Below are 15,100 nucleotides of genomic sequence, written 5' to 3' on the forward strand. Positions count from 1 at the left end.
GGGATCGACGGTCGTCTCGGGCGGCAGCTCCGCGCCGCGCGCGACGCCGTCCAGCCCCGCCGCGATCACCGCACCCATGGCGAGGTACGGGTTGGCCGCCGCGTCGAAGCACTTCACCTCGGCGTTGGCGCCGGACTCCCGCTCGCCCGCGCTCCCGGTGATCAGCCGCACCGCCGCTTCCCGGTTCTCCAGCCCCCAGCAGCGGTACGCCCCGGCCCAGTGCGACGGCACGAGCCGCAGGTAGCTGGCCATCGAGGGCGCGCCGACGGCGACGAGCGCCGGGAGGGCGTCCACGATGCCCGCGAGGAACGCCTCGCCCGGGGCGGTCAGGCCGTGCCGTCCGTCGCCGCCGTGCATGAGGTTGAGCCCGTCCCGCCACAAACTCAGGTGCAGGTGGCCGCCGTTGCCCACCGCGCCCGGTGTGACCACCGGCGCGAACGAGACGCGCAGGCCGTGGCGGGCGGACACCGCGCGCACGGTGTGGCGTACCAGGACCGCGCTGTCGGCCGCACCCACCGGGTCCTCGGCGGCGACCGACACCTCGAACTGCCCTGGCGTGTACTCGGGGTGGAGCTGAAGCACCGTCAAACCCTGGGCGTCCAGGGCCCGGAGGATGTCGCGCAGGTAGTCGGAGCACTCGACGACGCGCGTCATGCCGTATGCGGGACCGTCGGTCGACACCTCGGGCATCGCGCCCGCCTCGGTCACCCCGGCCGCCCGGTCGGCCGATCCGGCCCGCGCCGCGATCCACTCCACCTCGAAGCCCGCGCGCAGCGCGAAGCCCCGGTCCGCCGCCGCGTCGCACATGCGCCGCGTGAACTGCCGTGCGCAGCCCGGGTGGACGTGTCCGTCCTGGGTGACGCGGTCGCCCGGCGCCCAGGCCCAGCCGGGCTGTGCGGCCAGCGGGACGAGCCGGTCAAGGTCGGGGACGAGGCGCAGATCGCCGACCGGGCCGCCGATCCAGGTGCTCTCGGTGATCGAGTCGTCCACCAGGAACACGTCGAAGCACGGCGCCGCGCCGACACCCCATGCCGCCGCGTGCTCCAACTGCCGGACGGGGACGGTCTTCACGCGGCAGACGCCCGCGTTGTCGATCCAGCCGACCACCACGCCGGTCACGTCGCGCGCGGTCAGCTCGGCCGCGGCGATCCGGGCGCGCGCCGCGCGTTCGGACCGCAACTCGGCGTCCACCGCCACGGTTGCGTCGGAAGTCCCGTGGAGGGCAGGGGAAGGGGGAGTCTCGGTGGCCGCCATGCGGCAATCCTGCCGGGGTCGACGGATTGCCGGAAACTCCCCGTTCGGGTGACAAGCGCAGGTGGGCGGTCGGGCTGTGGGGTGAGGACGGCACCGTGATGCGCGCCGGGCGGCAGGCGGGCCGCCGGGGCGGGGTGCCCGGGCGGGGCGCGGAAGCAGGAAGTGGAACCGGGCCGCGGAGTCGGGCCGTCGGGGGAGGCCGCAGGGTCGGGCCGCCGGGGGAGGCCACGGAGTCGGCCCGCCATGGCGGGGCACCGAAAACCGGAGGCTGCCCCGGGCCGCCGTCCTCTAGGGTCGCGATCATGGAACCTCCCCACCCACCGGGTCCCGACCTGCGCATCTGTTGTGTCGGCGACTCCTATACGCAAGGTGTCGGCGACCGCGAGGGCGGCTGGGTCGGTCGGCTTTCGGGGCGTGCGCACGCGCGCGGCGACCGGCTGACGGCGTACAACCTCGGTGTGCGCCGCGAGACGTCCGCCGACGTCGCGGGCCGCTGGTTCGACGAGGCCGCGCGCCGCCTGCTCGGCGGGGACGCGCACGGTGTGGTCTTCGCGTTCGGCCTCAACGACAGCACGTACGAGGAGGGTGTCCCACGCGTCGCTCCGGACGACAGCGTGCGCAATCTGCGGGCCGTCCTGGAGACCGCGCGCGACGCGGGGTGGCCCGCGCTCGTGCTCGGCGTTCCGCCGATCCCGGACGGCGACACCGGGCGCGGCGATCTGGGCGCGCTGGAGGCCGCGTTCGGCCGGGTCTGCACCGAACTCGGGGTGCCGTTCGTGCCGGTGCACGACGCGCTGCGCGGGCGGGACGCGTGGTGGCAGAGCATTGAGGCGTACGGCGACACCGCGCACTGCGGCCCGGTCGGCCACGCCATGCTCGCCGACCTCGTGGCCGAAGGCGGCTGGTGGCCCTGGCTGGACGGCCTGGCCCACCCGGCCGACGCGTAGGTCGTGACGCTACGTTCCCGCAGGGCCCGCGGGAACGTGAGGACACGCCCCGGTCAAGCCCGGTACTCCGTGGCGCGGGCGGCCGCTGACCGGCCGACCGCCCGCACCGCGCACCGCGGTTCGCGCCGGGTCAGTGCTTGAGGGCGAGCCCGCCCGCCATGAGGCGCTGTCCGACGGTCAGTTCCTCGCCGACCGGCTCGTCCGGACGCCACTGCGGCAGGTAGACCACGCCCGGGTCGAGGAGTTCGAGCCCGTCGAAGTACGCGGTGATCTCTTCCAGGGTCCGGAAACGGCCGGTGCCCAGGCTCGTCAGCAGCGCGCCTTCGAGCGCGAGCGCGTCCGGGCTCGACGCGCAGAAGTGCGTGAGCAGGAAGTAGCTTCCGGCGGGCAGCGCTTCCAGGTAGGCGCGCACGATGCCGTCCGGGTCCTCGTCGTCGCCGAGGTGGTGGATGACGCCGACCAGCATGAGCCCGACGGGCTGGTCGAGGTCGATGAACTCCCGTACCTGCGGCAGGTCCAGCACGGCCTTGGGGTCGCGCAGGTCGGCGGTGACGACGGTGGTGTTGTGGTTCTCCGCCAGCAGGGCCCGGCCGTGCGCGAGCACGATCGGGTCGATGTCGACGTAGACCACGCGTGCGTCCGGCGCGACGGCCTGGGCGACCTGGTGGGTGTTCTGCACGGTCGGGAGCCCGGACCCCAGGTCCAGGAACTGGCGTATGCCCGACTCGGCCATGAAGCGGACCGCGCGGCCGAGCAGGTCGCGGTTGAAGCGGGCGACGTCGCCGATCTCCGGGACGATGTCCTGGGACTGCTGCGCGATGACCCGGTCGACGGCGAAGTTGTCCTTGCCGCCGAGGACCGCGTCGTACACGCGAGCGATGCTCGGCTTGCTCACGTCGATGCCGGTGGGCGCCCAGTCGTCGCCCTCCTCCGCGCGCAGCCGGCCGTCGCCGGCGTCCTCGCCCGGACCATCCGAAATGTCCTCGATGCCGCTCACGCGTCCCCTACTCCTGTGCCGCTGTTGGGAGTTGATGTTCCGTCACGCGGGATCGTAACGCGTGGTGACCAGGGATGCGCGCGCGTCTTCCGGGCAGCGCTGTGAACGTGGCGCCGGGGGACGCCCGGAGGGGACCGGTCAGGGGGACCGCCGGAAGTTATGGGAGGGGCCGTGTGTGTCTTTTTCGGGGATTGGTAGGCTTTTCCTATATTGAAGGGGTGAAAGTTACGGTTGGTACGCATGAGGCAGCGCAGGCGGCGGACCGCCGTGCGCGCCGTCGCGTCCGGACCGTGCGCGCCGCCGCGTACATCGTGGTCGCGATCAGTGTGGCGATCATCACGGGGCTCGGCGTCGCCCGCACCACCGTCCTCGACGAGGCGTGGTACGACTCCGTCCTCGAACGCGAGGACAGCTACAACCGCCTCTATGACGAGGTCCTGGTCGACCCCGAGATGGCCGACATAACGCAGGACCTGCTCGCCCGTCTTCCCGTGCCGCCCAACCAGGTCACCGCCAACCTGCGGCTGGTGCTGCCGCCGTCCACGCTGCGCGGCATGACGGCCGACCAGATCGGCCAGACCGTCGCCTACCTGCGCGGTGAGAGGGGCGACCTGCACTTCACGGTCGACCTCAAGCCGGTGATCAACAACCTCGGCGGGGTGGCCGAGGTCTTCGTCGGCGACCTGACCGGGGACGTGCCGTCCGTCACCGAGGCCAACGCACCCTCCTTCGTCGCGTCCGTGCAGCGCGCGCTCGACGCGCTCGCGCAGGGCCGCAGTCCGGACAGCCTCCCCGCCCTCGACCTCGCGCCCGAGGCGGCGCCGCAGGTCGCCGACGTGATCCTGGAGAAACTCCCGGAGGACCGGCGGGCGCCGCTGCGCGAACCGGTCATCGCCTCGCTGCGCGCCAACGACCTCGGCGGCGTGCTCGTCGCGGTGGTGCCCGCGCTGTTCGGCGACAAGGTCCTCGACGCGCAGCACGGGCTGTCCGAGCTCAGCAACGGCGAGCAGTGGGACCTCGTCATCGACGTGCGGGCCGAGGACACCGACGTCAACCTCGGACCGCTGCCGCAACTGCGCGCCTTCACGGTCTTCGGGCTCGGCAAGATGCTGACGCTGGCGTGCGCGTTCGCCCTCGGCGGGCTGTTCGTGCTGTGGCGTACCGCGCCGTACCGCGGACTCGGCCGCCTGCGCGGCCCGGGTGCCGCGCTCGCCGCGGGCGGCCTGATCGCCGCCGCCGTCTGCCTGGTCGCGTGGGCCGCGGCCCCGCACCTGATCCCGGAGGACCGCGGGGGCTGGGCGCCGTCCGTGCGGGTTCTGGTCGGCGACCTCCAGGACGCCGCCACGCGCGACATCGTCGGCGTGTGGGTGGCCGCGTCCGCGGTGCCGGTCGTCGCGGGCGCGGTGCTCGCCGGGCTGGCGACCGTGGCGATCCGCCGCCACGAGCGCGGGCGCGCGCCGGTAAAGCGCTCGCGGGCGCGTACCATCACCGGCTTCGCGGCCGCCGGCGCCGCGGGTGCGTTGGCGCTGACGATCCTGGTCCCGGTCCCCACGGTCGGCGACCCCGACAAGGAGCGGCGCTGCAACGGCATGCGCCAGTTGTGCGACCGCGGCTACGACGAGGTGGCGTACCTCGCCACGCACAATTCGATGTCGTCCACCGCCGACCGCTTCATCAGCCCGCTCCAGGACCCCGACCTGGTCACCCAACTCGACCTGGGGGCCCGGGCGCTGCTGATCGACTCCTATCGGTGGGAGACCCCCGACGAGATCGCCGCCCGGCTCGCCAGCGGCGACCTGACGCCGGAGGAGCAGCAGATCATGGCGGGTGTGGTGGACCGGTACGCCCCGGCGCGGCCCGGCGTCTGGCTCTGCCACTCGCTGTGCCGCGGGGGTGCCATCCCCCTCGTCGCCACCCTTCGGCAGGTCGGCGACTGGCTGGACAACAACCCCAATGAGGTGGTCACGCTCATCGTGCAGGACGCCGTCGACGGCACACAGATGATGGAGGCCATCGAGCAGTCCGGCGTCGACCGCTTCCTCGCGACGCCGCCGGTCGACCCCGCCGCGCCGTGGCCGACGCTCCGCGACATGATCAACCGCAACGATCGCCTGGTCGTCTTCGCGGAACGCGCCGACGGGCCCGATCCCCGGTACCGGAACCTGTACGAGTACGCGATGGAGACGCCGTACACCTTCCCCGACCCGGAGTCGATGAGCTGCGTCCCGAACCGCGGCGGCACCGGCAAGCGCCTGTTCCTGATGAACCACTTCGTCACCGCGCAGGGCGGCAGCCGCATCGACGCGGGGCGCGTCAACTCCCGGCAGTTCGTGCTGGACCGGGCCCGGCAGTGCGAGGCGGAGCGCGGCGGCCAGGTGACCTTCGTCGCCGTCGACTTCGCGACCATCGGGGATGCGCGCGGTGCGGTCGACGTCCTCAACGCCGATCGCGCCCGGAAGGACGCCCTGCACCTGCCGGGCCTGCCGGCACCGGGGCGGACGCCGCAACTGCCGCCGCCGAGCCCGTTGCTGCTCACGGTGCCGACGGCGGCGTCGAAGGAGTGACGCGGCGGCACGGCGTGTTCGGCGTTTTCAGTAGGTGAGGCCGAAGTCCTGCGGGAACTCGGGGTCTTCGGCGGGGCCGAGCGGGAAGGGCAGGCGGCCCAGGGGAGCGTGGCGGCCGAAGACGACGTCCAGCACGGTCTGGTCCGGCGCACCGAGGTCGATCAGCAGGGCGGCGCAGTTGTCGGCGAACTCCGGTGTGGGGCACGGTCCTTCGACGCGAAGCACGACGATCGTGGGGACCGCGGCGGCTATGTCGAGGACGCGGTCGGTGTCCTCGTCGGTCGTCCCGGTGCCGGCTGCCGCGGCGACCCGGAGCACGGCCACCTCGGCCTCGGCGAGGTCGTCGACCGGCTGCGCGTACGCCGACGCCGCCGCGGCCGGGAGGCCTTCGAGGTATACGCGTACGCCGTCGCGCAGCGGGAGCGCCGGGCCGCCGGTCGCGCTGGTGCGCGTGCTGGTGCGGTTCGTGGCGAGTGTGAGCGCGCGGAGTTCCGCATCGGTTCCGGCGCTACCGGCGGTGTCCGCGGTGTCGGCCGGTTCGGGGGGTGTGGCGGGTGCGTCGCGGGGGTCCGTGCGGCGGTCCAGGCGCGGACGTTGCGGCGCGGGCAGCCGGGCCGAACGCGGGTCGTCGGGGATGCGTGCGCGCACGTCGGCCGTACGCGACACGACTCGGGTCTTTGGGGACGGCATCTTGCGGCGGCTCCCTTCGGCTGGACCCCGGCGGGGCCCCTCCTGCGCCGCCCCATCGTGGCAGATCGGACCGACCGGTGTGGACGCGGAGTGCACGGGAGAGTGGCACGGACCGGTTGGTCGCCGAAGCCCGGTGATCATCCGGTCCACGGTCCAGGTGGCGGCCGAGGGACGCGGGCGGGCGTGCGGATCAGGGGAGCCGGGTGTACGCCTGCCGGGCGAGGATCTCCAGGGTGGGCAGCCCGGACTGCGCGTTCGGGCCGCCCGCGGTGAGGTTCACACTGGTCACGCGCTCGCCGCGGCCGCGGGCGAACGCGATGCCGTTGGCCTTGCCGGGGTCGCTGTAGAACACCGCGGCATCGGCGAGGCCGTGTACCTGTTCGGTGCGGGCGGTCGGCGACGCGGTCAGGCGCGCGACCTGCTCCGGCCCCCCGAGCAGTGCGCGCGGGACGTCCCCGATGCGCACGGTGAGCACCGCCTCGCCGGTGGGGCCGATGAACTGGCAGGTACGGCCGCTGTCTTCGGGCCGCAGCATGATCTGGGCGGCACCGAGCACGGCCTGCACCTGGTCCGCGGTCAGCAGGTCGCAACCGGTGACGCGCGGGAGGTCCGTCGTCGGCGCGGTCACCGTGGACCCGGGCGCGGACGGCGCCGCGCCGGGCGTCGAAGGCACGCCGTGCGCACGGCCGTTCTCGTCCGACTCGAAGCAGCCGACGAGCAACCACATGCCGAGCGCGGCCGCCACGCACCCGACCACACGACGGTTCATTCCGAGCCCCCCACCGATCGCCCCCATGGACCCCGCGACCACATCCGGTCCCCACCGGCTTGAACCAGGCCACGCGGACGTCCCACGTCGGATGCTAGTGACCCGGACAACCCCACCGAAAGAGGCAACCCCCGACCCACCAGAAGGCGAACCCGCCACCCCACCCAATACACCCGGACAAACCCCCCAACCCACCAACACCCCCAGTCCACAACCCAGCACCGACAACCAGCCCCCGACGCCCAGCACCGAGATCCAGCACCGCCCCACCGCACGGGTCTCACTGCGCGACCGCCCAACGCCCCGCCCGTGCGGCCTGCTCGGGCACCACGGGCCTTAAGCTGCGCAGCCGCCGTGTGACCACGCCCTGCGACCGGCAGCGTTCGTCCATCTGCCCGCATGCCTTCCGCGCGCCGGCTTCGTGTGCGCCGTGCGCTCGCCAAAGACAAAGGCGCGACCCCGCTGCCCAGTCCCGCCGCCGCTGGAGCTGAGTCACCCGCGAGCTCGGATCGGCGAGTCGCGCCCGGTGTCCGCACGCGGTATGCGCGCTGCCCGGGTCACTGCGCGCCCTTCAGCGCGAGCATGGCGTGCCTGATTGAAAGCCCTGCGGGGACACCGTCTTCTTGCATGCGGCCCAGCGGTCGTCGCGGGATCCGCCAAGCGGCCGCCGGGCGTTCGCACGCCTGCCGCGGCAGCCTTCGTCCCCGTGCCGCCACACCTTCCGCGCGCCGGCTTCGCGTGCCGCGGGCTCTCCAAGTGGTGTGGGGACTGGGCCGGCGCCAGGCCGCGGAAGCCGATTGGCCGCGTGCGGGCCCAGCGGTCGTCGCGGGATCCGCCGGGTGGCCGTCCGACTTCTCGCACCGCGCACTACGGCGTGCGGTCCGCGGCCTGCGTTGCGTCCGTTGCCGTGACAGCCGCGGCGTGCCGTGGGCCCGCTCGGTGTTGACTCTCGGCCGGCGTCCCACGCGCGGATTGCGTCGCGCGGTCAGCCGCGTCGCGCAGCGGGCCCGCGCGGGGTTCGGTGGGGGCGGGGGGACTCGCTAAGGTCTGGGCATGACTTCCGCACCACACAGCGCGTCGCATGCTGTCCGTGATGTCACGCAGGCCGTGATCCTGGCCGGCGGGCAGGGGTCGCGGCTGCGGCCTTACACCGATGACCGGCCCAAGCCCATGGTGGAGATTCCGGGGACCGGCACGCCGATCATCGGGCACCAGTTGGCGTGGCTCGCGGCCGAGGGGGTCACCGATGTCGTGATCTCGTGCGGGCACCTCGCCGAGGTGTTGCAGGACTGGCTGAAGACGGCGGACCTGCCGCTCGCGGTGTCGACGGTGGTGGAGACGGAGCCGCTCGGACGCGGTGGCGGGCTGAAGTTCGCGGCCGCCGCGCTGCCCCGGCCCGAGGAGCCGTGGTACGCCACCAACGGCGACATCTGGACCCGCTTCTCGCTCCGCGAGATGGCGGCGTTCCACGAGGAGCGGCACGCGACGGCGACCCTCTCGCTGGCCCGCCCCCGCATTCCATGGGGGGTCGTCGAGACCGACAAGTTCGGCCACGTCCTGGACTTCATCGAGGCGCCGCCGTCGCCGTACCTGATCAACGCGGGCGTGTACGTCTTCTCCGCGGAGTTCACCGCGCTGCTCCCCGACGTCGGCGACCACGAGCGCACGACGTTCCCACGCCTCGCGCGCGAGCAGCGGCTGGCCGGGTTCCCGATCCCGCAGGGCGCGTATTGGCGGGCCATCGACACGGCCAAGGACCTGTCCGAGGCCGCGAAGGAGCTGCGCGCGCAGGCGGAGTGAGAGCGGGCCGACGCGTCAGATCAGCTCCGCGTACAGCGCCGGGTCGACGTTGCCGCCGCTGACGACCGCGACGTGGTCGCGGCCGGGCGGCAGCGCGTCCCGCCGGAACAGGTACGCGGCCGTCGCGACGGCCCCGGACGGCTCGGCGACCAGGCGCGCGGAGCGGCCGAGGAACCGGACCGCGGCGCGGATCTGGTCCTCGGTCACGGTGACGATGTCGTCGACGTAGCGCTGAAGGTGCGCGAAGGGGAGCTCGCCCACGGAGGTGGTGCGCAGCCCGTCCGCGATCGTGCGGTACGTCGCCTCGGGGGTCCACGTCGTGCGCACCCCGGTGCGCAGGGACTCCGCGGCGTCGCCCGCGAGTTCCGGTTCGACGCCGATCACCTTCGTGTTCGGCCGCAGCGACTTCACCGCCGTGGCGACGCCCGAGATCAGTCCGCCGCCGCTGACCGGCACCAGCACCGTGGAGGCGTCCGGCAGGTCCTCTGCGATCTCCAGCCCCGCGGTGCCCTGGCCCGCGATGATGCGGCGGTCGTCGTACGGCGGCACCAGCGTGTACCCGTGCTCGGCGGCCAGTTCGAACGCGGCCGTGTCGCGCCGCTCGCGCGTGACCAGGACGATCTCGGCGCCCAGCGCGCGCGTCGCGTCGACCTTGACCGCGGGCGCGGTGTCCGGCATCACGATGACGGCGCGGATGCCGAAGCGGCGCGCGGTGTAGGCGACGGCCTGGGCGTGGTTGCCGCTGGAGTGCGCGACGACGCCGCGGGCGCGCTCGGCGTCGGTGAGCGAGGCGATCAGGTTGTGGGCGCCGCGCAGCTTGAAGGCGCCGATCGGCTGGAGGCTCTCGGGCTTGAGCCACAGTGGACGGTCGGCGTCGCCGTGCGGGCACGGGAGCAGTGGCGTGCGCACCACCGCTCCCGCGACGCGTTTGTGGGCTTCGCGGAGTTCGTCGAGGGTGACCAGGTTAGTCATACGTGCCACCGTAGACGCTGCGCGGACGGCCCCGGGTCTTCCGTGGCGGCCGTCCGCGCGATCCGTCCTCACGCGACCGCGATCCGTCCGGTGCGGTGGTTCCTCAGCGCGACGCGAGGAAGGCTTCGACCTGCTCGTGGATGTACGCCGTGTCCTCGTCGTCCATGCGGTGGTTGAGCGGCACGATGAAGGCGTACTCCATGACCCGGTCGGCGTTCGGGTAGCCGTCGGGGTCGGCGCGGTGCGCGATGTCCTTGAAGCCGGGCTGCCGCAGGATGTTGCCGGACCACACCGTGCGCGTGGAGACGCCGCGCGCCTCCAGGAACTGCTGGAGGTCGCCGCGCGAGAAACCGGCCTCGGGGTTCACGATGGCGGGGAAGTTGAGCCAGCCCGTCTCCAGGCCGTCCGTCTGGCGCGGCGCGACGAACGCCTCGGGATGCTTGGAGAAGAAGGCGTGGTGCGCCGCGAAGTGCCGCTGACGGGTCGCCAGGAACTGCGGCAACTTGGCGAGTTGGGCCAGACCGAAGGCGGCGCCGAGTTCGCTGGGCTCGAAGTTCCAGCCGATCTCGTCGAAGATGAACAGGTTGTCGTAGAGCACGCCGTCGATCTCCTCGAAGAAGTCGCGGTTGCCCTTCTTCGAGCCGAACAACTGGAGTTCGGAGCGGCGGCCCCAGCGGCGCAGCATCAGCCCCCGGTCGCGCAGCGCCTCGTCGTCCACGAGGACCATGCCGCCGTTTCCGGCGCACGTGATGATGTGGCTCATCGCGAAGCTGGTGACGGAGATGTCGGCGCGGGTGCCGGTGGGGGTGCCGCGCAGGGTGGCGCCGAGGGCGTCGCAGGAGTCCTCGACGACGACCAGGCCGTGTCGGTCGGCGATTTCGCGGATCCGGTCCCAATCGGGGGCGTTCCCGGCCAGGTTCGGGGTGAGGATGGCCTTCGTGCGCGGGCCGATGAGGCCTTCGATGCGGTCGACGTCGATCTGGAACGAGTCGGGGTCGACGTCCGCGAGCACCGGGACGAGGCCGGCCTTGACCATCGGGGCGATGTCCGTGGAGAACGTGAGCGTCGACGTGATGATCTCGTCGCCGGGCGCCAGGCGCAGCAGTTCGATGGCGAGGTAGAGCGCGGACGAACCGGAGTTGCACATGAGGCCGTGGCTCTTGCCGAACAGGGCGGCGACCTCGCGTTCCATGGCGGCGACGTTGCGGCCGATCGTCATGGCGCTGGGCGGACCGTTGAGGATCGCGAGCATGGCGTCGATCTCGGCCTGGTCGTGGACGCTTCCGGCGTACGGGATCTTGCGCATGCTGCCGTCCCAGGGGGTGTCGGTGGCGGATGGGGGAGGGTACGTGGGGACCGGTGGCAGGGCGGGTCGTGGGCCCGAAGGTATCTGACAGCCTGTCAGCGATCGCTTTTATAGCTATCATGGCTATGATGGGGCGGCAAGACGGGGGCCGCGGCGCGGTCCGGAACAGGGCGGCGCCGCCTATCCGGCAGGAACAGAGCACAGAGCACAGAGAGCGGGGAACCCGGTGCGGTACACCACAGTGGGCACGTCAGGCCTGAAGGTCTCCGAGGTCGGGCTCGGCTGCAACAACTTCGGCATGCGCATCGACGAGCCCGCCGCGCAGAAGGTGGTCGATGCGGCGCTCGACGCGGGCGTGACCTTCTTCGACACGGCGGACATGTACGGCGGCGGACGCTCCGAGGAGATGCTCGGCCGCGCGCTCGGCAGCCGCCGCGACGACGTCGTGGTCGCCACCAAGTTCGGCGCGCCCGGCAAGGGCCCGTACGGCGGCGGGGCCTCCCGGCGCCACGTGATGCGCGCCTGCGAGGCCAGCCTGCGCCGCCTCGGCACCGACCACATCGACCTGTACTACCTGCACTTCCCGGACCCGGACACGCCGCTGGACGAGACGCTGTCCGCCCTCGACGACCTGGTGCGGCAGGGCAAGGTCCGCTACATCGCCAACTCCAACCTGGCCGGCTGGCAGCTCGTCGACGCCGACCACATCGCGCGCAACGCGAACGGCGCCCGGTTCGTCGCGACGCAGCTCGAATGGAGCCTGGTCAACCGCGACGTCGAGCGCGACACCGTGCCCGCCGCCCGGCACCTGGGGCTGGGCGTGATCCCGTACTTCCCGCTCGCCTCGGGGCTGCTCAGCGGCAAGTACCGGCGCGGCGAGGACTTCCCCGAGGGCTCGCGCCTGGCCGCCGGGCCGTGGTTCGCGAGTGTCGCGACGGACGAGAACTTCGCGATCGTGGAGCGGGTGACCGAGTACGCGGAGGAGCGCGGCCACACGCTGCTGCAACTCGCGCTCTCGTGGCTCGCCGCGCAGCCCGAGGTGCCGTCGGTCCTGGTCGGCGCCACGACGCCCGAGCAGGTGGTCGCGAACGCGGCGGCCTTCGTCGAGCTGACCGCCGAGGAGGTCGCGGGGATCTCCCGCCTCGCGGTGCAGGGACCGGTCGAGGACGAGTGACCGGTCCGCCGGTGCACGCCGGTCGGCCGCCCCGCACCGGGCGGCCGACCGCGGTCGCCGAGGCGGTGCGCCGCCCGAGCATCGCGGACGCGGTCGCCGCGCGGCTGCGGGCGCGGATCCTCGACGGGGTCGTGCCGGACGGCGGCGCGCTGCCCAAACAGGACGACCTGATGGCCGAGTTCGGCGTCGGGCGCACGACCGTGCGGCAGGCGTTCCGCATCCTGGAGACCGAGGGCCTGATCACGGTGCGGCGCGGCAATGCGGGCGGGGCGGTGGTGCATGTGCCGCAACCCGCCGATGCGGCCCACATGTTCGGGATGGTGATGCACGCGCGGCAGGTCGCGCTCGCCGATCTCGCCGGCGCCATGCGGCACTTGGAGCCGGTGTGCGCGGCATTGTGTGCGGCGCGCGGCGACCGGGCCACCGAGGTCGTGCCGCACCTGCGGGCGGTGCACGGGCGGATGGCGGCGGCGCTCGGGGACGGGCGCGAGTACCTGCGCGAGAACCGGGCGTTCCACGAGGCGTTGGTGGCGCTGTGCGGGAACGCGACGATGCAGATCCTCCTCGGCGCGGTCGAGGTGCTGTGGGCGCGGCAGGAACAGGCGTGGGCCGGGGCCGCGTTGGCCGACACGGACCGTGCGGCGCGGGAGGCGGGGCTGCGGGTGCACGGCCGACTGATCGACCTCGTCGAGTCGGGCGACGAGGCCGAGGCCTACCGGGTGGCGGCGGGGCACATCGCGGGAGCGCAGGAGTATCCGCTGCGAGGGCACGGCGAGCGGGCCGTTCGGGTCTGAGGTGCCTCGCCGGGAGGGACGGCCGCGACGCGGTCCGCCCGCGAACGAGCGGACCGGTGCCGCACGATCCCAAGGGTGAGGAGTCGTGCGGCACTTCGCGGCGGACGGCCGATGCCGAGCGCCTCGGCGCGTTTCCGGTCAGTGGGAGGTGAGTTCGCCGCTGAGGTTGCCGTGGAACTTCGCGCTGGGTTCGTTGAGGCCGATGATGGTGACTTTCTTGCCGTACACGGCGTACTTGGTCTCGACGGCGTCCAGGGCGGCGACCGACGAGGCGTCCCAGATATGGGCGTCGGACAGGTCGATGACGACGTCGTCGGGATCGTTCTTGTAGTCGAACCGGTAGACGAGATCGTTGCTGGAGGCGAAGAACAGCTCTCCGGTGACCGCGTACACCGCCTGCTTGCCGTCGGGGTCGACCACGCCGGTGACCTCGGCGAGGTGGGCGACGCGCCTGGCGAAGATGACCATCGCGGTGAGCGACCCGACGACCACGCCGATGGCGAGGTTGTGGGTGGCCACCACGCAGGCGACGGTGACCACCATGACGGTGATCTCGCCGGCGGGCATGCGCTTCAGGGTCTTCGGCGCGATGGAGTGCCAGTCGAAGGTGGCGACCGAGACCATCACCATGACGGCGACCAGCGCGGCCATGGGGATGTCGGAGACGACGGGGCCGAATACCACGCACAGCACCATGAGGAACGCGCCCGCGAGGAACGTCGACAGGCGCGTCCGCGCCCCGGACACCTTCACGTTGATCATGGTCTGGCCGATCATGGCGCAGCCGCCCATGCCGCCGAAGAACCCGGTGACGATGTTGGCGACGCCCTGGCCGATGGACTCGCGGGTCTTGTTGGAGCGGGTGTCGGTGATGTCGTCGACGAGCTTGGCGGTCATCAGCGACTCCATGAGCCCGACCAGCGCCATCGCCAGCGCATAGGGGGCGATGATCTTCAGCGTCTCGAAGGTGAACGGGACGTCCGGGAGCCCGGGTACCGGCAGCGCGGAGGGCAGCTCGCCCTTGTCCCCGACGGTGGGGACCGCGATCCCGGCTGCGACGGTGATCACGGTGAGGATGGTGATCGACACCAGTGGCGCGGGAACGACCTTGCTGACCTTCGGGAACAGCACCATCAGGGCCAACCCGCCGGCGATCAGCGGATAGACGGCCCACGGCACGTCGTGCATCTCGGGGACCTGGGCCATGAAGATCAGGATCGCCAGGGCGTTGACGAACCCGACCATCACCGAGCGCGGCACGAACCGCATCAGCTTCGCCACCCCGAGCGCGCCGAGGACGATCTGGACGGCCCCGCCGAGGATGACCGCGGCGATGAGGTAGCCCAGGCCGTGCTCGCGGTTGAGCGGGGCGATCACCAGCGCGATCGCGCCGGTGGCGGCGGAGATCATCGCGGGCCGTCCGCCGACGATCGCGATCGTGACGGCCATCGTGAACGACGCGAACAGGCCGACAGCGGGGTCGACGTCCGCGATGATCGAGAACGAGATCGCCTCGGGGATCAGCGCGAGCGCGACGACCAGGCCGGCGAGGACTTCGGTGCGCAGGACTTTCGGGGACAGCCACGTCGGGCGGACCGCGCGCAGACGTGTCGGTGGTGCGGAGGAAGGCAAGGGGGTACCTGTCGGGCTCGGGCGCGCCCGGACGTGCGGGCGTGCAGGGGTGGGCGCGGCAAGGCCGGGATCGGCGTTCCGCGGACGGCCCGGGCAGCGGACCGGAAGTCTGTGGTGACGGGGGCGGTGCCGCGGGCGGCCGGGCGCTCCGTCAGAGATGCGGGGTCACGGCGGGCAGGCGGCGGGCAACGGGGACGTGCG

12 protein-coding genes are annotated in these 15,100 nt (G+C 72.6%); 5 read left to right on the forward strand and 7 right to left on the reverse strand.

Features of this window, described 5'->3' with window-relative positions; genetic code table 11:
• Positions 1 to 1,254, reverse strand: a 1,254-nt coding sequence (locus tag ACRX5S_RS09680; RefSeq protein ID WP_436772411.1) for a glutamine synthetase, incomplete at its 3' end; no start/stop codon positions are given.
• 302 nt (positions 1,255 to 1,556) lie between these two features.
• Between ACRX5S_RS09680 and ACRX5S_RS09685 the strand changes: the two genes are divergently transcribed.
• Positions 1,557 to 2,201 carry a GDSL-type esterase/lipase family protein gene (locus tag ACRX5S_RS09685; protein WP_436772412.1) on the forward strand — a complete coding sequence of 215 codons (645 nt, stop codon included), beginning with the start codon at positions 1,557 to 1,559 and terminating at the stop codon, positions 2,199 to 2,201.
• Positions 2,202 to 2,331: 130 nt separating this feature from the next.
• Here the strand turns inward: ACRX5S_RS09685 and ACRX5S_RS09690 are convergent, their stop codons facing one another.
• Entirely contained in the window at positions 2,332 to 3,189 is an 858-nt protein-coding gene (locus ACRX5S_RS09690) for an SAM-dependent methyltransferase (protein WP_436772751.1), read from the reverse strand.
• Positions 3,190 to 3,488: 299 nt separating this feature from the next.
• Here ACRX5S_RS09690 and ACRX5S_RS09695 point away from each other — a divergent pair, with 299 nt between their 5' ends.
• Positions 3,489 to 5,762 carry a hypothetical protein gene (locus tag ACRX5S_RS09695; protein WP_436772413.1) on the forward strand — a complete coding sequence of 758 codons (2,274 nt, stop codon included), beginning with the start codon at positions 3,489 to 3,491 and terminating at the stop codon, positions 5,760 to 5,762.
• 27 nt (positions 5,763 to 5,789) lie between these two features.
• Here ACRX5S_RS09695 and ACRX5S_RS09700 read toward each other — a convergent pair whose 3' ends face one another.
• Positions 5,790 to 6,452 carry a hypothetical protein gene (locus tag ACRX5S_RS09700; RefSeq protein WP_436772414.1) on the reverse strand — a complete coding sequence of 221 codons (663 nt, stop codon included), beginning with the start codon at positions 6,450 to 6,452 and terminating at the stop codon, positions 5,790 to 5,792.
• 190 nt (positions 6,453 to 6,642) lie between these two features.
• Positions 6,643 to 7,221, reverse strand: coding sequence for a hypothetical protein (locus ACRX5S_RS09705; RefSeq protein ID WP_436772415.1), 579 nt, complete (start codon positions 7,219 to 7,221; stop codon positions 6,643 to 6,645).
• A 1,053-nt stretch (positions 7,222 to 8,274) separates the two neighbouring features.
• Here ACRX5S_RS09705 and ACRX5S_RS09710 point away from each other — a divergent pair.
• Positions 8,275 to 9,021, forward strand: a complete 747-nt coding sequence (locus tag ACRX5S_RS09710; RefSeq protein WP_436772416.1) for a nucleotidyltransferase family protein — start codon at positions 8,275 to 8,277, stop codon at positions 9,019 to 9,021.
• Positions 9,022 to 9,036: 15 nt separating this feature from the next.
• On the opposite strand, the gene ACRX5S_RS09715 is transcribed toward ACRX5S_RS09710, so the two are convergent.
• Entirely contained in the window at positions 9,037 to 9,993 is a 957-nt protein-coding gene (locus ACRX5S_RS09715; protein ID WP_436772417.1) for a threonine ammonia-lyase, read from the reverse strand.
• Positions 9,994 to 10,096: 103 nt separating this feature from the next.
• A complete protein-coding gene (locus ACRX5S_RS09720; RefSeq protein ID WP_436772418.1) occupies positions 10,097 to 11,299 on the reverse strand; it encodes a DegT/DnrJ/EryC1/StrS family aminotransferase in 1,203 nt (400 codons plus the stop codon).
• 226 nt (positions 11,300 to 11,525) lie between these two features.
• On the opposite strand from ACRX5S_RS09720, the gene ACRX5S_RS09725 reads away from it, so the two are divergent.
• Positions 11,526 to 12,473 carry an aldo/keto reductase gene (locus tag ACRX5S_RS09725; RefSeq protein WP_436772419.1) on the forward strand — a complete coding sequence of 316 codons (948 nt, stop codon included), beginning with the start codon at positions 11,526 to 11,528 and terminating at the stop codon, positions 12,471 to 12,473.
• Entirely contained in the window at positions 12,470 to 13,267 is a 798-nt protein-coding gene (locus tag ACRX5S_RS09730) for a FadR/GntR family transcriptional regulator (RefSeq protein WP_436772420.1), read from the forward strand. Before ACRX5S_RS09725 ends, ACRX5S_RS09730 begins: the two co-directional genes overlap by 4 nt.
• A gap of 138 nt (positions 13,268 to 13,405) precedes the next feature.
• Here ACRX5S_RS09730 and ACRX5S_RS09735 read toward each other — a convergent pair whose 3' ends face one another.
• Positions 13,406 to 14,899, reverse strand: a complete 1,494-nt coding sequence (locus ACRX5S_RS09735) for a SulP family inorganic anion transporter (RefSeq protein WP_436772421.1) — start codon at positions 14,897 to 14,899, stop codon at positions 13,406 to 13,408.
• Positions 14,900 to 15,100: the final 201 nt, after the last annotated feature.

The organism is Yinghuangia sp. YIM S09857 (assembly GCF_051388915.1).
GTDB lineage: Bacteria > Actinomycetota > Actinomycetes > Streptomycetales > Streptomycetaceae > Yinghuangia.

Bases quoted from the DNA above. Each gene is read 5' to 3' on its own strand.
- ACRX5S_RS09700 (WP_436772414.1), bottom strand. From the start codon at position 6,452: ATGCCGTCCCCAAAGACCCGAGTCGTGTCGCGTACGGCCGACGTGCGC.
- ACRX5S_RS09715 (WP_436772417.1), bottom strand. From the start codon at position 9,993: ATGACTAACCTGGTCACCCTCGACGAACTCCGCGAAGCCCACAAACGC.
- ACRX5S_RS09685 (WP_436772412.1), top strand. From the start codon at position 1,557: ATGGAACCTCCCCACCCACCGGGTCCCGACCTGCGCATCTGTTGTGTC.
- ACRX5S_RS09720 (WP_436772418.1), bottom strand. From the start codon at position 11,299: ATGCGCAAGATCCCGTACGCCGGAAGCGTCCACGACCAGGCCGAGATC.
- ACRX5S_RS09710 (WP_436772416.1), top strand. From the start codon at position 8,275: ATGACTTCCGCACCACACAGCGCGTCGCATGCTGTCCGTGATGTCACG.
- ACRX5S_RS09705 (WP_436772415.1), bottom strand. From the start codon at position 7,221: ATGAACCGTCGTGTGGTCGGGTGCGTGGCGGCCGCGCTCGGCATGTGG.